Origin of the sequence: Pseudomonas viridiflava, assembly GCF_001642795.1 — a bacterium.
In the GTDB taxonomy this organism is placed as follows: Bacteria; Pseudomonadota; Gammaproteobacteria; order Pseudomonadales; family Pseudomonadaceae; genus Aquipseudomonas; species Aquipseudomonas viridiflava.
The window spans coordinates 50412-69147 of record NZ_LKEH01000026.1; the positions used below are offsets into that span (position 1 = coordinate 50412).

The following is an 18736-nucleotide window of genomic DNA, read 5'->3' on the forward strand; positions in this document are numbered from 1 at the left end:
CTGGCAAGCCGAAATCAGGCGCAAACTTCAGCAACCAGTTTTGCCAGCTCTTCGGCATGGGCCCTGACCTGGGATTCGTCTTCACCTTCGACCATGACGCGGACCAACGGCTCAGTACCGGACTTGCGCAGCAGAACCCTGCCACGCCCCGCCATTTGTTCGGTCACCCGTGCACAGGCCTCCTGAACGGACGGATGCGAAACGGGGTCGACACCGTCTCCACCAAAACGAACGTTGATCAGGATCTGCGGGCACTTGCGCAGCCTCAGACGCGCTTCCGCGAGGCTGATGTCACTGCGACGCAATGCCAGAATCACCTGCAGCGCGGCGATGATCGCGTCGCCCGTGGTGGCATGCTGGAAGCAGACGATATGCCCGGAGTTCTCCCCACCGACCTGCCAGTTACGCTCAAGCAGCTCGGCGATGACATAACGGTCGCCGACATTGGCGCGCACGAACGGAATATTCTGCTCGGCCAGGGCCAGCTCAAGACCCAGGTTACTCATCAGCGTCCCGACCACTCCGCCCTGCAAGCGACCCCGCTCGTGCAAATCGCGAGCGATGATGTACAGCAGTTCGTCACCGTCGACGATGGTGCCCGTGTGATCGACCATCAGGACCCGATCGCCATCACCGTCGAAGCCGATACCCATGTCAGCCTTCTCGGCCAGCACGGCAGCCTGTAGCGCCTCCATATGGGTAGAGCCACAGCCCTTGTTGATGTTGAGACCGTCAGGCTGAGCCGACAACACGATAACCTGTGCGCCCAGCTCACGAAACACGTTGGGCGCGACCTTGTACGTCGCACCGTGTGCGCAATCGATAACAACTTTCAAACCGGCAAAGTCGGTACTGGTAGGAACACTGCTCTTGCAGAACTCGATGTAACGGCCAGCGGCGTCGTTGATGCGGGAGACCTTGCCCAGGTTCTCGGACTCGGCAACGGTCATTGGCGCGTCGAGCAGTTCCTCGATCATCATTTCGATCTCGTCCGGCAGTTTCGTACCCTGCCCGGAAAAGAACTTGATGCCGTTGTCGTAATGAGGGTTGTGCGAAGCGCTGATCACGATGCCAGCCTCAGCGTGGAAGGTGCGCGTCAGGTAGGCAATGGCCGGCGTGGGCATCGGACCCAGCAGCATCACATCGGCACCGGCAGCGGACAAACCGGCCTCGAGTGCCGACTCGAACATATAGCCCGAGATGCGCGTGTCCTTACCGACCAGGATCCGGCAGGTACCCAGCTTGCGGAAAGCCATGCCCGCCGCCCAGCCCAGCTTGAGCATGAAATCGGGAGTGATCGGGAACTGGCCAACACGACCGCGAATGCCGTCGGTTCCGAAATATTTTCTGGTAGTCATGGATGCCCCACTGTTGTTATTCAGCTGCTTCGACAGCTGCAATCATGCGCACCACGTCGGCCGTTTCGGCGACATCGTGCACACGCAAGATTCTTGCACCTTTGGTCATGGCCAGTGCGGCCAACGCCAACCCACCTATCAGTCGCTCGCCCACAGGACGACCCAGAACCGCGCCGATCATGCTTTTGCGTGATACGCCGACCAGCAGGGGGCGACCCAGAGCATGCAGCGCTTCCATGTGCCTGAACAGACTGAGATTGTGCTCCAGCGTTTTCGCAAAGCCGAAACCGGGATCAAGAATGATACGGTCTTTGGGGATGCCTGCCGCCTCGCATCGCTCCATGCGATCAGCCAGGAAGACACTCACTTCGCCGACGAGGTTCTGATAATGCGGATTATCCTGCATGTCGCCCGGTTCGCCCAGCATATGCATGAGACAGACCGGCAGACCGGTCGCGGCAGCCGCCTCCAGCGCACCTGGACGCCGCAACGAACGGACATCGTTGATAAGCCCGGCGCCCAGTCTGGCGGACTCGACGATAACCTCAGGGGTCGACGTATCGACGGAGATGATGACGTCCAGCTCTCGAGCAATGCGCTCGACAACCGGCGCGACACGATCGACCTCCTCGGCAGGCGAAACAGGACGAGCCCCTGGACGCGTGGATTCGCCACCCACATCAATCAGCGTAGCGCCCGCAGCAACCATCTCTTGCGCATGACGCAAGGCCGCATCGAGCTGGCTGTAGCGGCCGCCGTCCGAAAAAGAGTCAGGGGTTGCATTGAGAATGCCCATCACATGCGTATGGGCCAAATCAAGAACCCGGTTGCCGCAAGGCAACCGGGTTGGGTACAGCGCAGAAGTCATGTCAGACCTTAATGTTCAGCAGCCGGGCCACCGATCGGTGTTTCCGGGCGTGGATCAGGGGTGATCGGCGTACCTTTGGTACCCGAACCGCCTTCCCAATCCCGCGGCTCGCGCGGCGGACGACCCGACATGATGTCGTCGATCTGATCGGCATCGATGGTTTCATACTTCATCAGCGCATCTGCCATGGCATCGAGCTTGTCACGGTTGTCCGTAAGCAGCTGTTTCGCGGTGCCGTAGCAGAGATCGATGATGCTGCGAACCTCGGAGTCGATCAGCTTGGCCGTTTCTCCGGAGAAGTTGGAGTTCTGACTGCCGCCACGACCCAGATAACCGGCGTCTTCATCCTCGGAATACATCAGAGGACCCAGTTTTTCCGACAGACCCCACTTGGTCACCATGTTCCGCGCAATCTGACTCGCACGCATGATGTCGTTGGAAGCGCCAGTCGTGACGCCATCAAAGCCAAGCGTCATCTCTTCAGCGATACGACCGCCGTACAGCGAGCAGATCTGACTGATCAGCGCACGCTTCGACAGGCTGTAACGATCTTCTTCCGGCAGGAACATGGTCACACCCAGCGCGCGACCGCGCGGGATGATCGACACCTTGTAAACCGGGTCATGCTCAGGCACCAGACGACCAACGATAGCGTGACCCGCTTCGTGGTAGGCCGTGTTCTGCTTTTCCTTCTCGGACATGACCATCGATTTGCGCTCGGCGCCCATCATGATCTTGTCCTTGGCCAGTTCGAACTCTTTCATCTCGACGATGCGCTTGCCGGAGCGAGCAGCAAAGAGTGAAGCCTCGTTGACCAGGTTGGCCAGGTCGGCACCCGAGAAGCCAGGTGTACCGCGAGCGATGACGCCAGGATTCACATCCTCGCCCATCGGAACCTTGCGCATGTGAACCTTGAGAATCTGTTCGCGACCACGAATGTCCGGCAGACCGACCACGACCTGACGGTCGAAACGGCCCGGACGCAGCAGCGCAGGGTCAAGTACGTCAGGGCGGTTGGTCGCAGCGATGACGATGATGCCGTCATTCATTTCGAAACCGTCCATCTCTACCAGCAACTGGTTGAGAGTCTGCTCGCGCTCGTCATGACCACCGCCCATGCCAGCGCCACGATGGCGACCGACAGCATCGATTTCGTCAATGAAGATGATGCATGGCGCATGCTTCTTGGCCTGTTCGAACATGTCACGAACGCGGCTCGCACCAACACCCACGAACATCTCAACGAAGTCGGAACCGGAAATAGTGAAGAATGGCACTTTCGCTTCGCCAGCGATGGCTTTGGCGATCAGCGTCTTACCGGTACCCGGAGGACCGACCATCAGCACGCCACGGGGAATTCGACCACCCAGACGCTGGAACTTGCCCGGATCGCGGAGGAACTCAACGAGCTCGCCGACTTCTTCCTTGGCCTCGTCACAACCTGCAACGTCAGCCAGCGTGGTCTTGACCTGATCTTCAGACAGCAGACGCGCCTTGCTCTTGCCAAAGCTCATCGGGCCGCCTTTACCACCGGCTCCGCCCTGCATCTGGCGCATGAAGAACATGAAGACCGCGATGATCACCAGAATCGGGAAGCTGGCGACCAGCAACTGTGTCCAGATGCTCTGCTGCTCAGGCTGCTTGCCTTCGACGACAACGTTGTTGTCGACCAGATCGCCGATCAGACCGTTGTCCTGGATAGCCGGACGAATGGTCTTGAAGGTGTCGCCATCGCTGCGCTTGCCAGTGATGACGTAGCCGTCGACGGAAACCTTCTCAACCTTGCCATCCTTCACTTGCTGGATGAACTCGGAGTAATTGAGGGTCTGCGGCTCGTTCGGGCTGGAGAAGTTGTTCATCACCGTCACAAGGACAGCAGCGATGATCAACCACAGGATCAAATTCTTTGCCATATCGTTCAATTAGCTACCCTCTGAAGCAAGCTCCACGCAGCAAGCGTGCCTCGCATGATATTCACCGGCCTAACTTACTACAGAACCTACAGATGTGGCAGGCGACGTCTGTAACCCTTTGTGAAACTTTGACTACGCGATGTTCGAACATGCTGCATCGACAACGCTATTTAAAAAAAGCTATCGCTCTGTGTCAGAGACGCTCATCGCTGGCAGCGCCTTCGATGCCTTTGAAGCCACGCCCCAGCAGGTACTGCTCGCGGGAACGGTCGCGTGAGGACAAGGGTTTGCGCATCTGTACCTTGTCGAACAGCTTGCGAATGTCCTTGTGGTACACATCGAAACCCTCACCCTGGAAGACCTTGATGAGGAAATCGCCACCCGGACGCAGAACCCGCCCGGCCAGATCAAGCGCCAGTTCGCAAAGAAACATTGCACGCGGCATGTCGACAGCGCTCAATCCACTCATATTGGGGGCCATATCGGAAATCACAAGGTCTACCTGCGTATTACCGACTGCCTCCAGAATTTGTGCGAGCACAGCATCTTCGGTGAAGTCACCCTGAATGAAGGTCACATCGGGGATGCTGTCCATTTCAAGGATGTCGGAAGCGATCAGGCGGCCTTGACCGCCAATCAGACGACTGGTCACCTGCGACCAGCCTCCAGGCGCGGCGCCGAGGTCGATCACGGTCATGCCGGGACGGATGATCTTGTCCTTTTCCTGGATCTCGAGAAGCTTGTAACTGGCACGCGAACGGTAGCCGTCCTTCTGCGCCATTTTGACGTACTTGTCGTCGAAGTGTTCTTTGAGCCAGTTATGGCTTGTCTTGGAACGGGCCACGGGGCACCTCAAAAATAAACGAGTCGTGATTAACTGGGCGGTCCCGGACTCGCTCGGGTAAACTGGCCGCCGCTTTTTACAAGATCAGACGCAGAGGTCAGATTATGCCGCTCACTCAAGAGCAGAAGAAACAATACAAATCCATTGGCCACCACCTGAAACCGGTATTGATCGTGGCTGACAATGGTTTGACTGAAGGTGTGCTGGCAGAGCTTGAACGCGCACTGAGCGATCATGAGCTGATCAAGATCAAGCTCAACATCCTCGACCGCGAGAGCCGCCTGCAGGCCATTGCAGAAATCTGCAAAGCCGGCTCGGCCGACCTGGTTCAGGTCATCGGCAAAATGGCGTTGATCTATCGCAAGAACCCAAAGGTAAACAAGCTGTTGTCCAACGTCCACCGCGCGCACTAAAAAAAACAGAAGCCAGGGCCGTTTTCAGCGCGCCCTGCTCCTGATTCTCTCGCACCAAACTATCGAACAGGCTACCGCCAGACCCTTCAAGGCCAGAACCCTGAAGGCTGACAGGTTGCGCCCGCCATAAGCGGGCACCGAGCCTTAGATGTGACGAACCTCGACGATTTCGTACTCGATCACGCCGCTGGGCGTTTTCACGACAACGACGTCGCCTTCTTCCTTGGCAATCAAGGCGCGGGCGATGGGCGAACCCACCGAAATCTTGCCCTTCTTGATGTCCGCTTCATCCTCACCGACGATCTGATACGTGACGCTCTCGTCCGTTTCAACGTTGGCGATTTCCACGGTCGTGCCGAAAATCACCTTGCCGGTGTGAGGAATGGTGGTGACGTCGATCACCACGGCATTCTGCATACGGCCTTCGATGTCACGGATACGCGCCTCGACCATGCCCTGCTGCTCGCGCGCAGCATGGTATTCAGCGTTTTCCTTCAGGTCGCCCAGTTCCCGCGCCGTGCCAATGTCCTGGCTCAGCTTGGGACGGACCACCTTGGTCAGATGCGTCAATTCTTCTTCCAGGGCGCGAGCGCCCTGAACAGTCATTGGGTATTTGATCATGCCTTCAATCCTGCATGGAGATCCTGCAAGCGACGTACAGTCTTCTCTGGACCGAACTTGAGCGCTTCGCAGATGGCTTCGCCTGCTGCAATAGTAGTGGTGCAGTAAATCTTGTGCTGCAAGGCGTTGCGACGAATGGAATAGGAATCCGCGATCGACTGACGGCCTTCGGTGGTGTTGATGATCAGGGTAACTTCGTCATTCTTGATCATGTCGACCACGTGCGGACGACCTTCGGTGACCTTGTTGACGCGGCGAACCTTCAAGCCCGCCGCTTCGATCAGCTTGGCGGTACCCGCTGTCGCAACGATCTGGAAGCCAAGACTGATCAGGTCACGCGCGACACCCGCCACCAAAGGCTTGTCATCGTCACGAACGCTGATGAATGCGGTGCCACCGGTCGGCAGCACTTCGCTGGCGCCCATCTGAGCCTTGGCGAACGCTTCACCGAAGGTGTCGCCCACGCCCATCACTTCACCGGTCGACTTCATCTCCGGGCCGAGGATCGGGTCAACACCCGGGAACTTGGCGAACGGGAACACCGCTTCTTTCACACTGTAGAAATTAGGAATGATTTCCTTGGTGAAGTTCAGCTCTTTCAAGGTTTTGCCTGCCATTACGCGCGCGGCGATCATGGCTAGGGAAACACCGATGCACTTGGACACGAACGGCACGGTACGCGACGCACGCGGGTTGACCTCGATGACGTAGATGTCTTCGCCCTGCAAGGCCAACTGCACGTTCATCAGGCCGACAACGCCCAGTTCCAGCGCCATCTTCTTGACCTGTTCGCGCATCTCGTCCTGGATGTGAGCCGGCAGCGAGTAAGGCGGCAGCGAGCACGCGGAGTCACCGGAGTGAACGCCCGCCTGTTCGATGTGCTGCATGATCGCGCCGATCACAACGTCGGTGCCATCGCAGACAGCATCGACGTCCATTTCGATGGCGCAGTTCAGGAAGTGGTCCAGCAGCACCGGGCTGTCGTTGGAGACCTGAACCGCTTCACGCAGGTAACGCTTGAGTTCGTCTTCCTGGTAAACGATTTCCATCGCACGACCACCCAGTACATAGGATGGACGCACAACCAGCGGATAACCGATCTTGGCGGCAGCACGAATCGCTTCGTCTTCGCTGCGCACAGTTGCGTTTGGCGGCTGACGCAGATTCAGACGCTCGACCATCTGCTGGAAGCGCTCACGGTCTTCTGCACGGTCGATGGCGTCAGGGCTGGTGCCGATGATCGGCACGCCTGCGGCTTCCAGCGCACGAGCCAGTTTCAGCGGCGTCTGGCCGCCGTACTGGACGATCACACCCTTCGGCTTCTCGACGCGCACGATTTCCAGTACGTCTTCCAGCGTGACCGGCTCGAAGTATAGACGATCGGACGTGTCGTAATCAGTGGAAACGGTTTCCGGGTTGCAGTTGACCATGATGGTCTCGTACCCGTCGTCACGCAGCGCCAGAGCGGCGTGTACGCAGCAGTAGTCGAACTCGATGCCCTGGCCGATACGGTTTGGACCGCCGCCCAGAATCATGATCTTGTTGCGCGTAGAAGGGTTGGCTTCGCACTCTTCTTCGTACGTCGAGTACAGGTACGCGGTGTCGGTCGCGAACTCGGCGGCGCAAGTGTCGACGCGCTTGTAGACCGGGAACACTTCCAGCTTGTGGCGATGTGTACGCAGGTTCTTCTCGGTCACGCCCAGCAGCTTGGCCAGACGGGCATCGGAGAAGCCCTTGCGCTTGAGGCGGAACATCAGGTCGCGGTCGATGGCCGACAGCCCCAGCGTCTTGACCTTCTCTTCGTCCTTGATCAGATCTTCGATCTGGACCAGGAACCAGGGGTCAATCATGTTCATGGCGAAGATATCTTCGACGCTCATGCCGGCGCGGAAGGCGTCAGCGACGTACCAGATACGCTCGGCACCCGGAACGGTCAGCTCACGCTTGAGCGTGCTCATGCTTTCCGGATGGCTCAGATCGAGCTTCGGATCAAGACCGCAGACGCCCACTTCCAGACCACGCAGGGCTTTCTGCAGGGATTCCTGGAAGGTGCGACCGATGGCCATGACTTCACCCACCGATTTCATCTGGGTGGTCAGGCGAGCATCGGCCTTGGCGAACTTCTCGAACGCAAAGCGCGGCAGCTTGGTGACGACGTAGTCGATGGATGGCTCGAACGAAGCCGGGGTCTTGCCGCCGGTGATGTCGTTGGACAGCTCGTCCAGCGTGTAGCCAACAGCCAGCTTGGCCGCGATTCTGGCAATCGGGAAACCGGTCGCCTTGGAAGCCAGTGCCGAGGAACGCGAAACACGCGGGTTCATCTCGATCACGACCATGCGGCCAGTATCCGGGCAGATACCGAACTGAACGTTGGAGCCACCGGTTTCAACGCCGATCTCGCGCAGCACCGCCAGGGAGGCGTTACGCAGAATCTGGTATTCCTTGTCGGTCAGGGTCTGTGCTGGCGCAACAGTGATCGAGTCACCGGTGTGCACGCCCATCGGGTCGAAGTTTTCGATGGAGCAGACAATGATGCAGTTGTCCTTTTTGTCGCGGACAACTTCCATCTCGTACTCTTTCCAGCCGATCAGCGATTCGTCGATCAGCAGTTCCTTGGTTGGCGAAAGGTCCAGACCACGAGCACAGATTTCTTCGAACTCTTCACGGTTGTAAGCGATACCGCCACCGGTGCCGCCCATGGTGAAGGACGGACGGATAATGCAAGGGAAGCCGAGGCGCTCAAGAACAGCATTGGCTTCTTCCATCGAGTGGGCGATGCCGGAACGCGGGCAGTCAAGACCGATGGATTTCATCGCTTTGTCGAAACGCGAACGGTCTTCAGCCTTGTCGATGGTGTCAGCGTTGGCACCGATCATTTCGACGCCGAATTTCTCCAGAACGCCTTCGCGCTCCAGATCCAGCGCACAGTTCAGTGCAGTCTGGCCGCCCATGGTTGGCAGCAGTGCGTCCGGACGCTCTTTCTCGATGATCTTGGCAACGGTCTGCCACTTGATCGGCTCGATGTAGGTGGCGTCGGCCATGGCCGGGTCGGTCATGATGGTGGCCGGGTTGGAGTTCACCAGAATGACGCGGTAACCCTCTTCGCGCAGAGCCTTGCAGGCCTGGGCGCCGGAGTAGTCGAATTCACAGGCCTGGCCGATCACGATGGGGCCGGCGCCGAGAATCAGGATGCTTTTAATATCTGTACGTTTTGGCATGGGTTGTCACTCAAATCCGCAGGTCAGTCGGCAAGCCGTCTTGAACATTTCATGGAGGTGGCCTGGGTGGCAGCGACCGGATGTATTGTCCGGGTCCAGCCAGGTCACCTGCTTACTACAGTCTCAAGGCAACCGGTCAGCGTCGCTTGGCCATGGCTTCGATAAAGCGGTCAAACAGCGGCGCGACGTCGCTCGGGCCAGGGCTGGCTTCAGGGTGACCCTGGAAGCTGAAGGCGCTCTTGTCGGTGCGCTCGATACCCTGAAGGGTGCCGTCGAACAGCGACTTGTGGATGGCGCGCACGTTGGCTGGTAGCGTGGCTTCATCCACCGCAAAACCATGGTTCTGGCTGGTGATCATAACGACACCGGTGTCCAGATCCTGAACCGGGTGGTTGGCACCGTGGTGGCCGTGACCCATTTTTACGGTCTTGGCGCCGGAGGCCAGCGCGAGCAGCTGGTGACCCAGGCAGATGCCGAAGACCGGGGTTTCGGTTTCCAGCACTTCCTTGATCGCAGTGATCGCGTAATCGCAAGGCTCTGGATCGCCAGGACCGTTGGACAGGAACACGCCGTCCGGGTTGTAGGCCAGAACGTCCTTGGCAGGCGTCTGCGCCGGAACCACGGTCACGCGGCAGCCGCGCTCGACCAGCATGCGCAGGATGTTCAGCTTCACACCGTAATCGTAGGCAACCACATGGTAAGGCAGCTCGGAAGCAGCGATTTCAGCATGGCTGTCGGTCTTCAGGTCCCAGACGCTGGAACGCCATTCGTAGGTGTCCTTGGTGCTGACCTCTTTGGCCAGATCCATGCCCTTGAGGCCCGGGAAGCCGCGCGCTGCTGCAATGGCGGCTTCTTCAGAGATGTTGTCACCGGCCATGATGCAGCCGTTCTGTGCGCCTTTCTCACGCAGGATGCGGGTCAGGCGACGGGTGTCGATACCGGCGATGGCGACAACGTTATTGGCTTTCAGGTAATCGTCCAGCGACATCTTGTTACGCCAGTTGCTGGCGACCAGAGGCAGGTCACGGATGACCAGACCTGCGGACCAGACGCGATCAGACTCGGCGTCCTCAGGTGTGGTGCCGGTATTGCCGATATGGGGGTAAGTCAGGGTAACGATCTGCTGGGCATAGGAAGGATCGGTAAGGATTTCCTGATAGCCTGTCATTGCGGTGTTGAACACCACCTCACCAACGGTCTGACCGTCGGCTCCAATGGCTTCGCCGCGAAAAATGCTGCCATCAGCAAGGGCGAGTATGGCTGGCTTAGTCAAGAAGACCTCCCGTAAATAAAGCCTGAAAGGGCGTTCGCAGGTTGCAAAAAAGCGGAATGACGTAGATACGTCACCCCGCTTTCTTATAGAATCATCTGCGCGCTTTTAGTGGACACACTAAAGCTGTAGCTTACAGAAAAGGCCCATTTTGGTCTACCACCAATGTGCCTGAAATGCGGGGAAATGCGACAGCGGGTTGAAGCGAATCAGTCAGTAAAAGGCCGAATCCCGCAGCGTGTACGAAATCCGGCCTGTTAACTGCAGATGCAAGGATCAATGCAGATCCAGCACATCCTGCATGTCATACAGCCCCGGCGCCTTGCCATCGAGCCACATCGCGGCCCTCACGGCACCCTTGGCAAACGTCATGCGACTGGACGCCTTGTGAGTGATCTCGACCCGCTCACCATCGGCAGCAAACAGCACCGTGTGATCACCGACCACATCGCCGGCGCGAATTGTCGCAAAGCCGATGCTCTGACGATCACGCGCACCGGTCTGGCCTTCACGACCATAGACCGCGACCTTCTCCAGATCACGACCCAACGCACTGGCAACCACCTCACCCATGCGCAACGCAGTGCCTGACGGCGCGTCGACCTTGTGACGGTGATGCGCTTCGGTGATTTCAATATCGACGTCATCACCCAGAACCCGGGCCGCCGTATCGAGCAACTTCAGACACAGGTTGACGCCGATACTGAAATTGGCGGCGAACACGATCGGGATGTCCTTGCCCGCCTCAACCAGACGCTGCTTTTCCTCAACGCTGAACCCGGTCGTGCCAATGATCATGGCCTTGCCCGCCTTGCGGCAGAACGCCAGATTCTTGAGCGTCACCGACGGATGCGTGAAGTCGATCAGCACATCAAACTCGTCTGCGACCTTGGCCAGATCACCTGACAAAGGAACACCGATACGACCCAGCGCAGCCAGCTCGCCAGCGTCCGCGCCAACCAGCGTGCTGTCAGGACGATCGATCGCAGCGGTCAACCCGGCGCCGGGCGCCTGTTGAATCGCTTCGATCAAGGTTTTACCCATGCGCCCGGCGGCGCCCACTACAGCAATACGTCGCATGCCGATTTCCTTAGATAACCTTACAAATCACCGAAGAAGCGCTTCACACCCTCAAACCAGCCACTGGCCTTGGGAGAGTGGGACTCATCATTCTCAAGCGACGTGCGGAACTCTTCCAGCAGCTCGCGCTGACGCTTGCTGAGGTTGACCGGGGTTTCGACCGCCACACGACACATCAGGTCGCCCGCACCGCCACCGCGTACCGGAGCAACACCCTTGCCGCGCAGACGGAACTGCTTGCCGGTCTGGGTACCCTCGGGGATCTTCAGCTTGACGCGACCGTCGAGGGTCGGCACTTCAAGCTCGCCACCCAGCGCTGCATCGGTAAAGCTGATGGGTACTTCGCAGAACAGGTGCTTGCCGTCACGCTGGAAGATGTCGTGTTCACGCACGTTGATCACAACATACAGGTCGCCCGTCGGACCACCCTGAACGCCCGCCTCGCCTTCGCCGGACAGACGAATGCGGTCGCCGGTATCGACACCTGGCGGCACTTTGACGGAGAGCGTCTTGTACTCTTCGACACGGCCTTCGCCGTGGCACGAATCGCACGGATCGGAAATGATCTTGCCGTGACCATGGCAACGCGGGCAGGTCTGCTGCACGGAGAAGAACCCCTGCTGCATGCGCACCTGACCGATACCGCCACAGGTCGGACACGTGACCGGCGAAGAGCCCTTCTTCGCCCCACTGCCATCACACGGCTTGCAGTTGACCAGCGTCGGGACGCGGATACTGACCGTTGTGCCGCGAACTGCCTCTTCGAGATTCAGCTCGAGCGTGTAGCGCAGGTCGCTGCCACGCTGGGCACCACCGCGTCCACCGCCGCCAGCTCTGCCACCACCGAAGAAGTCACTGAACACATCACCGAAGATATCGGAGAAGTTCGCACCGCCAGCGCCACCACCAAAGCCTCCGCCGCCGCCCATGCTCGGGTCGACACCGGCATGACCGTACTGATCGTAGGCCGCACGTTTGCTGGCATCAGACAGGACTTCGTAGGCCTCGTTGGCCTCCTTGAACATCTCTTCCGACGCTTTGTCATCAGGGTTGCGGTCAGGGTGATGCTTCATCGCCAGACGACGATAAGCCTTTTTCAGCTCCGCCTCGCTGGAGCCTCGCTCCACTCCCAACACTTCGTAATAATCACGCTTTGCCATAATTCTTCCGCACTCTTGAGGACGTTCGGCAAGACCCTCCTGAGCCTCGCCAAACTCGTTGAGCCCCATACAGGCCCGGACCCAACTCACGTCAATTCAACGATCCTGGTCTTCGTTCAACGGCCAGAAACATCCGACCGAGAAAGCGGCAGAATGAGTCGCCACGCAGGAGCATCGCGATCTTGCCACATGGCATTCGGACCGAAATCCGCCTGCCGAAATTTTGCCTGTTCCAGACACGCCAACGCGGGAGCAAGCTCCCGCGCGGCGACATCCTACCAGCCACCACTCGAAAGAGGTCAACCGGCTTGCAAGTGAGCCTGCGCTTACTTGTGGTCTTTCACTTCTTCGAACTCGGCGTCGACAGCGTCGTCAGCCTTGGACGGTTCGTCAGCAGGCTTGGCCGCTGCTTCCGGGTTCTCGGCCTGCTCGGCGTACATCTTCTGAGCGATTGGCGCGGAAACCTTGGACAGCTCTTCAACCTTGGCTTCGATGGCCGCCTTGTCGTCGCCTTTGACAGCGGCTTCCAGAGCGACTACTGCAGCTTCGACTGCAGTCTTCTCTTCGGCAGTCACTTTGTCGCCTGCATCGGAGATCATCTTGCGAGTCGAGTGGACCAGCGCATCACCCTGGTTACGGGCAGAGGCCAGCTCTTCGAACTTGCGATCTTCTTCAGCGTTGACTTCAGCGTCACGAACCATCTGCTGAATTTCTTCCTCGGACAGACCGGAGTTGGCCTTGATCACGATGGACTGCTGCTTGCCGGTGGCCTTGTCTTTCGCGCCTACGTGCAGAATGCCGTTGGCGTCGATGTCGAAGGTCACTTCGATCTGTGGCACGCCACGTGGAGCCGGTGGAATCTCGGCCAGGTCGAACTTGCCCAGGGACTTGTTCTGACCGGCTTGTTTACGCTCACCCTGCAGCACGTGAATGGTCACAGCGCTCTGGTTGTCATCGGCAGTCGAGAACACCTGGGATTTCTTGGTAGGAATCGTGGTGTTTTTCTCGATCAGCGCTGTCATCACGCCGCCCATGGTTTCGATACCCAGAGTCAGCGGGCTGACGTCGAGCAGCAGAACGTCTTTGACATCACCGGCCAGTACCGCACCCTGGATGGCAGCACCCATGGCAACCGCTTCGTCCGGGTTGACGTCTTTACGTGCTTCTTTGCCGAAGAACTCGGTCACCAGCTTCTGAACCAGCGGCATACGGGTCTGACCACCGACCAGGATCACGTCGTTGATGCTGCCGATGTCGATGCCAGCATCCTTCAATGCAATGCGGCAAGGTTCGATGGTGCGCTGAACCAGGTCTTCAACCAGCGATTCCAGCTTCGAACGGGAGATTTTCACGTTCAAGTGCTTTGGACCGGTCGCATCTGCAGTGATGTACGGCAGGTTGACGTCGGTCTGCATGCTGGAGGACAGCTCGATCTTGGCCTTTTCAGCAGCTTCTTTCAGACGCTGCATCGCCAGAGGGTCGCCCTTCAGGTTCATGCCGCTTTCTTTCTTGAATTCGTCGACGAGGTAGTCGATCAGACGAATGTCGAAGTCCTCACCACCCAGGAAGGTGTCGCCGTTGGTGGCCAACACTTCGAACTGGTGCTCACCGTCGACTTCAGCGATTTCGATAACCGATACGTCGAACGTACCGCCACCCAGGTCATAAACGATGACAGTGTGGTCGCCCTTCGCCTTGTCCATACCGTAGGCCAGAGCGGCAGCGGTAGGCTCGTTGATGATGCGCTTGACGTCCAGACCCGCGATGCGGCCGGCGTCCTTGGTCGCCTGACGCTGGCTGTCGTTGAAGTAGGCCGGAACAGTAATGACCGCTTCGGTAACAGCTTCACCGAGGTAGTCTTCAGCGGTCTTCTTCATCTTCTTCAGGATTTCAGCGGAAATCTGAGGAGGCGCCATTTTCTGGCCATTCACTTCAACCCAGGCGTCGCTGTTGTCAGCCTTGACGATCTTGTAAGGGACCATCTGGATGTCTTTCTGAACGACTTCTTCGTCAAAACGACGACCGATCAGACGCTTTACTGCGTACAGCGTGTTGTGCGGATTGGTCACAGCCTGACGCTTTGCGGACTGACCGACCAGGATTTCACCATCGTTGGCGTAGGCGATGATCGACGGCGTGGTGCGAGCGCCTTCAGCGTTCTCGATAACCTTGGCCTTGCCGTTTTCCAGAATGGAGACACAGGAGTTGGTAGTCCCCAGGTCGATACCGATAATTCTGCCCATCTTGACTCTCCCGAAACTTTGATTTGGTTGCCGCAACTGCGTTTACAAATTGCGGTAGCTCTTAAACGCTTGACCTGTAAATGGGGGCCTTGCAGCTGATTTCAAGCCTGCTCGTCAATTGACGGCGTAACAGGCGACGGTGCCTTGCTGACCACGACCATGGCCGGGCGCAGCAGACGACCATTGAGCTGGTAACCCTTCTGAAACACTTTGAGCACCGTATTGGGCTCTACATCTGCACTTTCCTGCATGGCCATTGCCTGGTGCTGTTCGGCACTGAATGGCTGACCATGCGGGTCGACGGCTTCCAACTGATAACGCTTGAGGGTGTCTTGAAACATCTTCAAGGTCAGCTCGATACCTTCACGCATCGGGCGAATGCTCTCGTCGTCCGGACTGGACAGCTCGATACCTCGCTCCAGACTGTCGATGATCGGCAGCAGATCACCGGCAAATTTTTCCAACGCAAACTTGTGAGCCTTTTCAACATCCTGTTCAGCGCGGCGGCGGACATTCTGCAGATCCGCAGCCACTCGCAGGGATTGGTCCTGCGCGGCAGCCAGTTGCTCTTCGAGCACTTGCACACGGGTCGTCAGTTCGTCGCCCGCGCCTGCTTCGGCAGCCTGGTCCTGGCTCTGCGCATCCAGATTCTGTTCGTCAGCCATAAGTGTTCTCCTTTAAAAACGTCCGCGAACCCAACTCGCGCTTCTGCCCCCTATATGGGATCGGAATTTTCGGCTTCAAGGGCAGACAGCACTGGATATGTGCATTTCCTCACAAAAAAATAGGGAATAAAGAGCCAGAAAAAATCGACACGCCTCTCTGCGCGGACTAAAAAACAAGGAAGACCAATCAAATCGAGCTAAGCCAAGGCATTGTCAGCAGCAAATAAAACACTGTATAAATAACCAGACAAATAGCTCGGGAGCCGCTCAATGCTGGTGCACCTTTCCGTACATAACTACGCCATCGTCGAACACCTCGATCTCGAGCTTGATCGAGGCATGAGCGTAATCACTGGCGAAACCGGCGCTGGCAAATCCATCATGCTCGACGCGCTGGGCCTGACGCTGGGCGACCGGGCCGACAGCGGCGTGGTTCGTCCGGGTGCCGACAAGGCCGACATTCTGGCCACGTTCGATCTGGAAGACATTCCCGAAGCACAGGTCTGGCTCAAGGAGCGCGACCTGGACAATGACGGCCCCTGCATTCTGCGCCGGGTCATCACCGCAGAAGGCCGCTCGCGCTCGTACATCAACGGCTCGCCCTGCCCTCAAGGCGACCTGAAAGCGCTTGGCGAACTGCTGATCGACATTCACAGCCAGCATGAGCATCAATCCCTGCTCAAGACCGATACCCACCGCCGTCTGCTGGACGAATACGCAGGCGCGACCGATCTGGCGCGGCAGGTTCAACTGGCGGCACAGCGCTGGCGTCAAACCCGGCAAGAGCTGGAACGTCTTTCCAATTCGGGTGACGAGCAACGGGCACGTCACCAGTTGCTCAGCTATCAGCTGGAAGAGCTGGAAAGCCTGAGCCTGGGCGAGAACGAACTGGAGCAACTGGAGCAGGAACACAAGAACCTGACCAACGCCGAAAGCCTGCTGAGCATCTGCCGACAGGTCGTCGAGCAATGCAGCGAGAGCGATTCCGGCAACGTGCTCAATGCCCTGACGGCCAGCCTGCATCGCCTGGGCAGCGTGAATAACTCACCTACCGCACTCAGCGAAGCCACTGATCTGCTGTCCAGCGCCCAGATTCAGGTAGAAGAAGCCGTCGGCGAGCTCAATCGCTTTCTCGACCATTTCGACGCTGACCCGGCCAGACTTCAGCAGCTTGAAGAACGGCTCGATGCTATTTATACACTCGCACGCAAACACCGCATCCAGCCCAACGAAGTGGCGACCCTGCAGCAGAAATTGCTGGATGAAATCGAAACGCTGAATGCTAACGATGAATCCATCGAGCGACTGGAACATGAGGTGCAGGCTTTTGCCCGGCATTATCAGGAAAAGGCTCGCGAACTGAGCGACCTGCGTCACAGCTCGTCGACCCGACTGGCCAGTGCCGTCGAGCAGGAGATTCATCGACTGGGCATGCCCGGCGGTCGCTTCCAGATCGAATTGAAGGCCATTCCCGGCAGCGAGCCTCATCCTCATGGCCTGGAACATGTCGAACTGCTGGTCAGCGCCAACCCCGGTCAGCCGCTCAAGGCGCTGGCGAAGGTGGCGTCGGGTGGCGAGCTGTCACGAATCAGTCTGGCGATCCAGGTCATCACCGCCCAGACTTCTCGTGTACCGACGCTGGTCTTCGATGAAGTCGATGTGGGGATCGGTGGCCCGACGGCCGAAATCGTCGGCCAGTTGCTGCGACGCCTGGGCGAGCGTGGGCAGGTCATGACCGTGACGCACTTGCCGCAGGTCGCAGCGCAAGGCCATCAGCATCTGTTCGTGCACAAGGTCAGGGATAACGACGCGACACGCACTGCCGTGTCAAAATTGACCAAAGCCGAGCGTATAGAGGAAGTGGCGCGCATGCTGGGCGGCATCGACCTGACCAAGGAGTCGCTGGCTCACGCCAGGAAAATGGTCATTACCGCTAAAAACTGATCGACAGAGCGCCGATCCGGATTCATGGACCATAGAAAGCACAAAGGCGACACTGAGGTCGCCTTTGCCGGTGTGCTTACGCCTTTTTGTTGCGGACGTAGAGCACCAGATTGTGGTCCACCAGATCAAAGCCGTGTCGTTCGACGATGGCTTTCTGAAGCTTCTCGATTTCTTCGTCGAAGAATTCGATCACCTCACCTGACTCCACATTGACCATATGGTCGTGGTGGCCGCCATCAGCCAGTTCGAACACAGCATGACCACCATCGAAATTGTGGCGAACCACCAGTCCAGCGGCTTCAAACTGAGTCAGAACACGGTAGACCGTGGCCAGACCGACATCCTCGCTCGCCTCCATCAATGCCTTGTAAACATCCTCGGCACTCATATGGCGCTGCTCGGCAGAATCGAGCATTTGGAGTATTTTGACCCGCGGTAGGGTCACCTTGAGTCCTGCTTTACGTAGTTCGCTATTTTCAACCATGGTCAGCTTTCTCGCAGACGCTGCTTCGCAGCTTCTCTTAATGCAGGTATGATCGGGGTTTACGTTGTCCCAGCCAAGATAGTGGAAGTCGCCCACCGATGCAAAACACCAAGCTCTTGCTAACCAGTTTCACCTTCGTGGGACTGCTCGCACTCGCCGGTTGTTCATTCCCCGGGGTTTACAAAATCGACATCCAGCAGGGTAATGTCGTCACGCAGGACATGATAAACCAGTTGCGCCCCGGAATGACCCGGCGGCAAGTACGGTTTATCATGGGCAACCCGTTGCTGACCGACACCTTCCACGCCGATCGGTGGGATTACCTGTACAGCCTTCAGCCAGGTGGCGGTGAGCGCCAGCAGGAGCGCGTCAGTCTGATTTTCAATGAAAGCGATCAGTTGGTCAGCCTGTCGGGCGACTTCATGCCAGGCGTAAGCCGCGATGAAGCGATCCTCGGCAAGGACGGCGATACCACCACCGTGCCGGTCGAGAATCAGCCTCAGCAGCCGCCTGAAGAGCCGGCCAAACCGGGCTCGTTGCTGGATAAGATCCAGAAAGACGTCGACAGCGTCGAGACTGTACCTGTTCCGACCCAGGAGCCACTGGACGTCAACCCTCGCTGACGCCAGACGCTCGAAGAAAAGCCCGGCATGCC

The 18736-nt window shown here is 58.2% G+C and carries 15 protein-coding genes; 3 read left to right on the top strand and 12 right to left on the bottom strand.

The genetic code is table 11. The features are described 5' to 3' along the window. Positions 1–14: 14 nt before the first annotated feature. The 4 genes from glmM to rlmE form a co-directional block, all read right to left on the bottom strand. Positions 15–1358, bottom strand: coding sequence for a phosphoglucosamine mutase (glmM, locus tag AO065_RS13150; RefSeq protein ID WP_004879983.1), 1344 nt, complete (start codon positions 1356–1358; stop codon positions 15–17). A 16-nt stretch (positions 1359–1374) separates the two neighbouring features. Further along, positions 1375–2226 carry a dihydropteroate synthase gene (gene folP, locus AO065_RS13155; protein WP_004879986.1) on the bottom strand — a complete coding sequence of 284 codons (852 nt, stop codon included), beginning with the start codon at positions 2224–2226 and terminating at the stop codon, positions 1375–1377. Positions 2227–2234: 8 nt separating this feature from the next. Next, the gene (gene ftsH, locus AO065_RS13160; protein ID WP_004879987.1) at positions 2235–4139 is read right to left on the bottom strand and encodes an ATP-dependent zinc metalloprotease FtsH; all 1905 of its coding nucleotides are present in this window, start codon (positions 4137–4139) and stop codon (positions 2235–2237) included. A 193-nt stretch (positions 4140–4332) separates the two neighbouring features. Then, a complete protein-coding gene (rlmE, locus tag AO065_RS13165; protein ID WP_004879989.1) occupies positions 4333–4983 on the bottom strand; it encodes a 23S rRNA (uridine(2552)-2'-O)-methyltransferase RlmE in 651 nt (216 codons plus the stop codon). Between the two features lie 104 nt (positions 4984–5087). Here rlmE and AO065_RS13170 point away from each other — a divergent pair, with 104 nt between their 5' ends. Then, positions 5088–5396 carry a YhbY family RNA-binding protein gene (locus tag AO065_RS13170; protein WP_004879990.1) on the top strand — a complete coding sequence of 103 codons (309 nt, stop codon included), beginning with the start codon at positions 5088–5090 and terminating at the stop codon, positions 5394–5396. A gap of 144 nt (positions 5397–5540) precedes the next feature. Here AO065_RS13170 and greA read toward each other — a convergent pair whose 3' ends face one another. The 7 genes from greA to grpE all read right to left on the bottom strand — a co-directional run bounded on the left by greA (position 5541) and on the right by grpE (position 15653). Continuing rightward, the gene (greA, locus tag AO065_RS13175) at positions 5541–6017 is read right to left on the bottom strand and encodes a transcription elongation factor GreA (RefSeq protein ID WP_004879992.1); all 477 of its coding nucleotides are present in this window, start codon (positions 6015–6017) and stop codon (positions 5541–5543) included. Continuing rightward, positions 6014–9235: a carbamoyl-phosphate synthase large subunit gene (gene carB, locus AO065_RS13180; RefSeq protein WP_004879993.1), complete on the bottom strand. Its 3222-nt coding sequence runs from the start codon at positions 9233–9235 to the stop codon at positions 6014–6016. The genes greA and carB overlap by 4 nt, the downstream gene beginning before the upstream one ends. Before the next feature lie 136 nt (positions 9236–9371). After that, complete coding sequence (carA, locus tag AO065_RS13185) at positions 9372–10508, bottom strand: glutamine-hydrolyzing carbamoyl-phosphate synthase small subunit (protein ID WP_004879995.1); 1137 nt, start codon at positions 10506–10508, stop codon at positions 9372–9374. A 273-nt stretch (positions 10509–10781) separates the two neighbouring features. Next, positions 10782–11585: a 4-hydroxy-tetrahydrodipicolinate reductase gene (gene dapB / locus AO065_RS13190; protein ID WP_004879998.1), complete on the bottom strand. Its 804-nt coding sequence runs from the start codon at positions 11583–11585 to the stop codon at positions 10782–10784. A 20-nt stretch (positions 11586–11605) separates the two neighbouring features. Then, the gene (gene dnaJ / locus AO065_RS13195; protein WP_004880000.1) at positions 11606–12745 is read right to left on the bottom strand and encodes a molecular chaperone DnaJ; all 1140 of its coding nucleotides are present in this window, start codon (positions 12743–12745) and stop codon (positions 11606–11608) included. 326 nt (positions 12746–13071) lie between these two features. Beyond that, positions 13072–15024 carry a molecular chaperone DnaK gene (gene dnaK, locus AO065_RS13200; protein WP_257118501.1) on the bottom strand — a complete coding sequence of 651 codons (1953 nt, stop codon included), beginning with the start codon at positions 15022–15024 and terminating at the stop codon, positions 13072–13074. 65 nt (positions 15025–15089) lie between these two features. Beyond that, complete coding sequence (gene grpE / locus AO065_RS13205) at positions 15090–15653, bottom strand: nucleotide exchange factor GrpE (RefSeq protein WP_004880006.1); 564 nt, start codon at positions 15651–15653, stop codon at positions 15090–15092. A 270-nt stretch (positions 15654–15923) separates the two neighbouring features. Between grpE and recN the strand changes: the two genes are divergently transcribed. Then, a complete protein-coding gene (gene recN / locus AO065_RS13210) occupies positions 15924–17597 on the top strand; it encodes a DNA repair protein RecN (RefSeq protein ID WP_004880008.1) in 1674 nt (557 codons plus the stop codon). A gap of 76 nt (positions 17598–17673) precedes the next feature. Here the strand turns inward: recN and fur are convergent, their stop codons facing one another. After that, positions 17674–18081: a ferric iron uptake transcriptional regulator gene (fur, locus tag AO065_RS13215; RefSeq protein WP_002555142.1), complete on the bottom strand. Its 408-nt coding sequence runs from the start codon at positions 18079–18081 to the stop codon at positions 17674–17676. Between the two features lie 98 nt (positions 18082–18179). On the opposite strand from fur, the gene AO065_RS13220 reads away from it, so the two are divergent. Next, complete coding sequence (locus AO065_RS13220; protein WP_004880010.1) at positions 18180–18704, top strand: outer membrane protein assembly factor BamE; 525 nt, start codon at positions 18180–18182, stop codon at positions 18702–18704. Positions 18705–18736 lie beyond the last annotated feature (32 nt).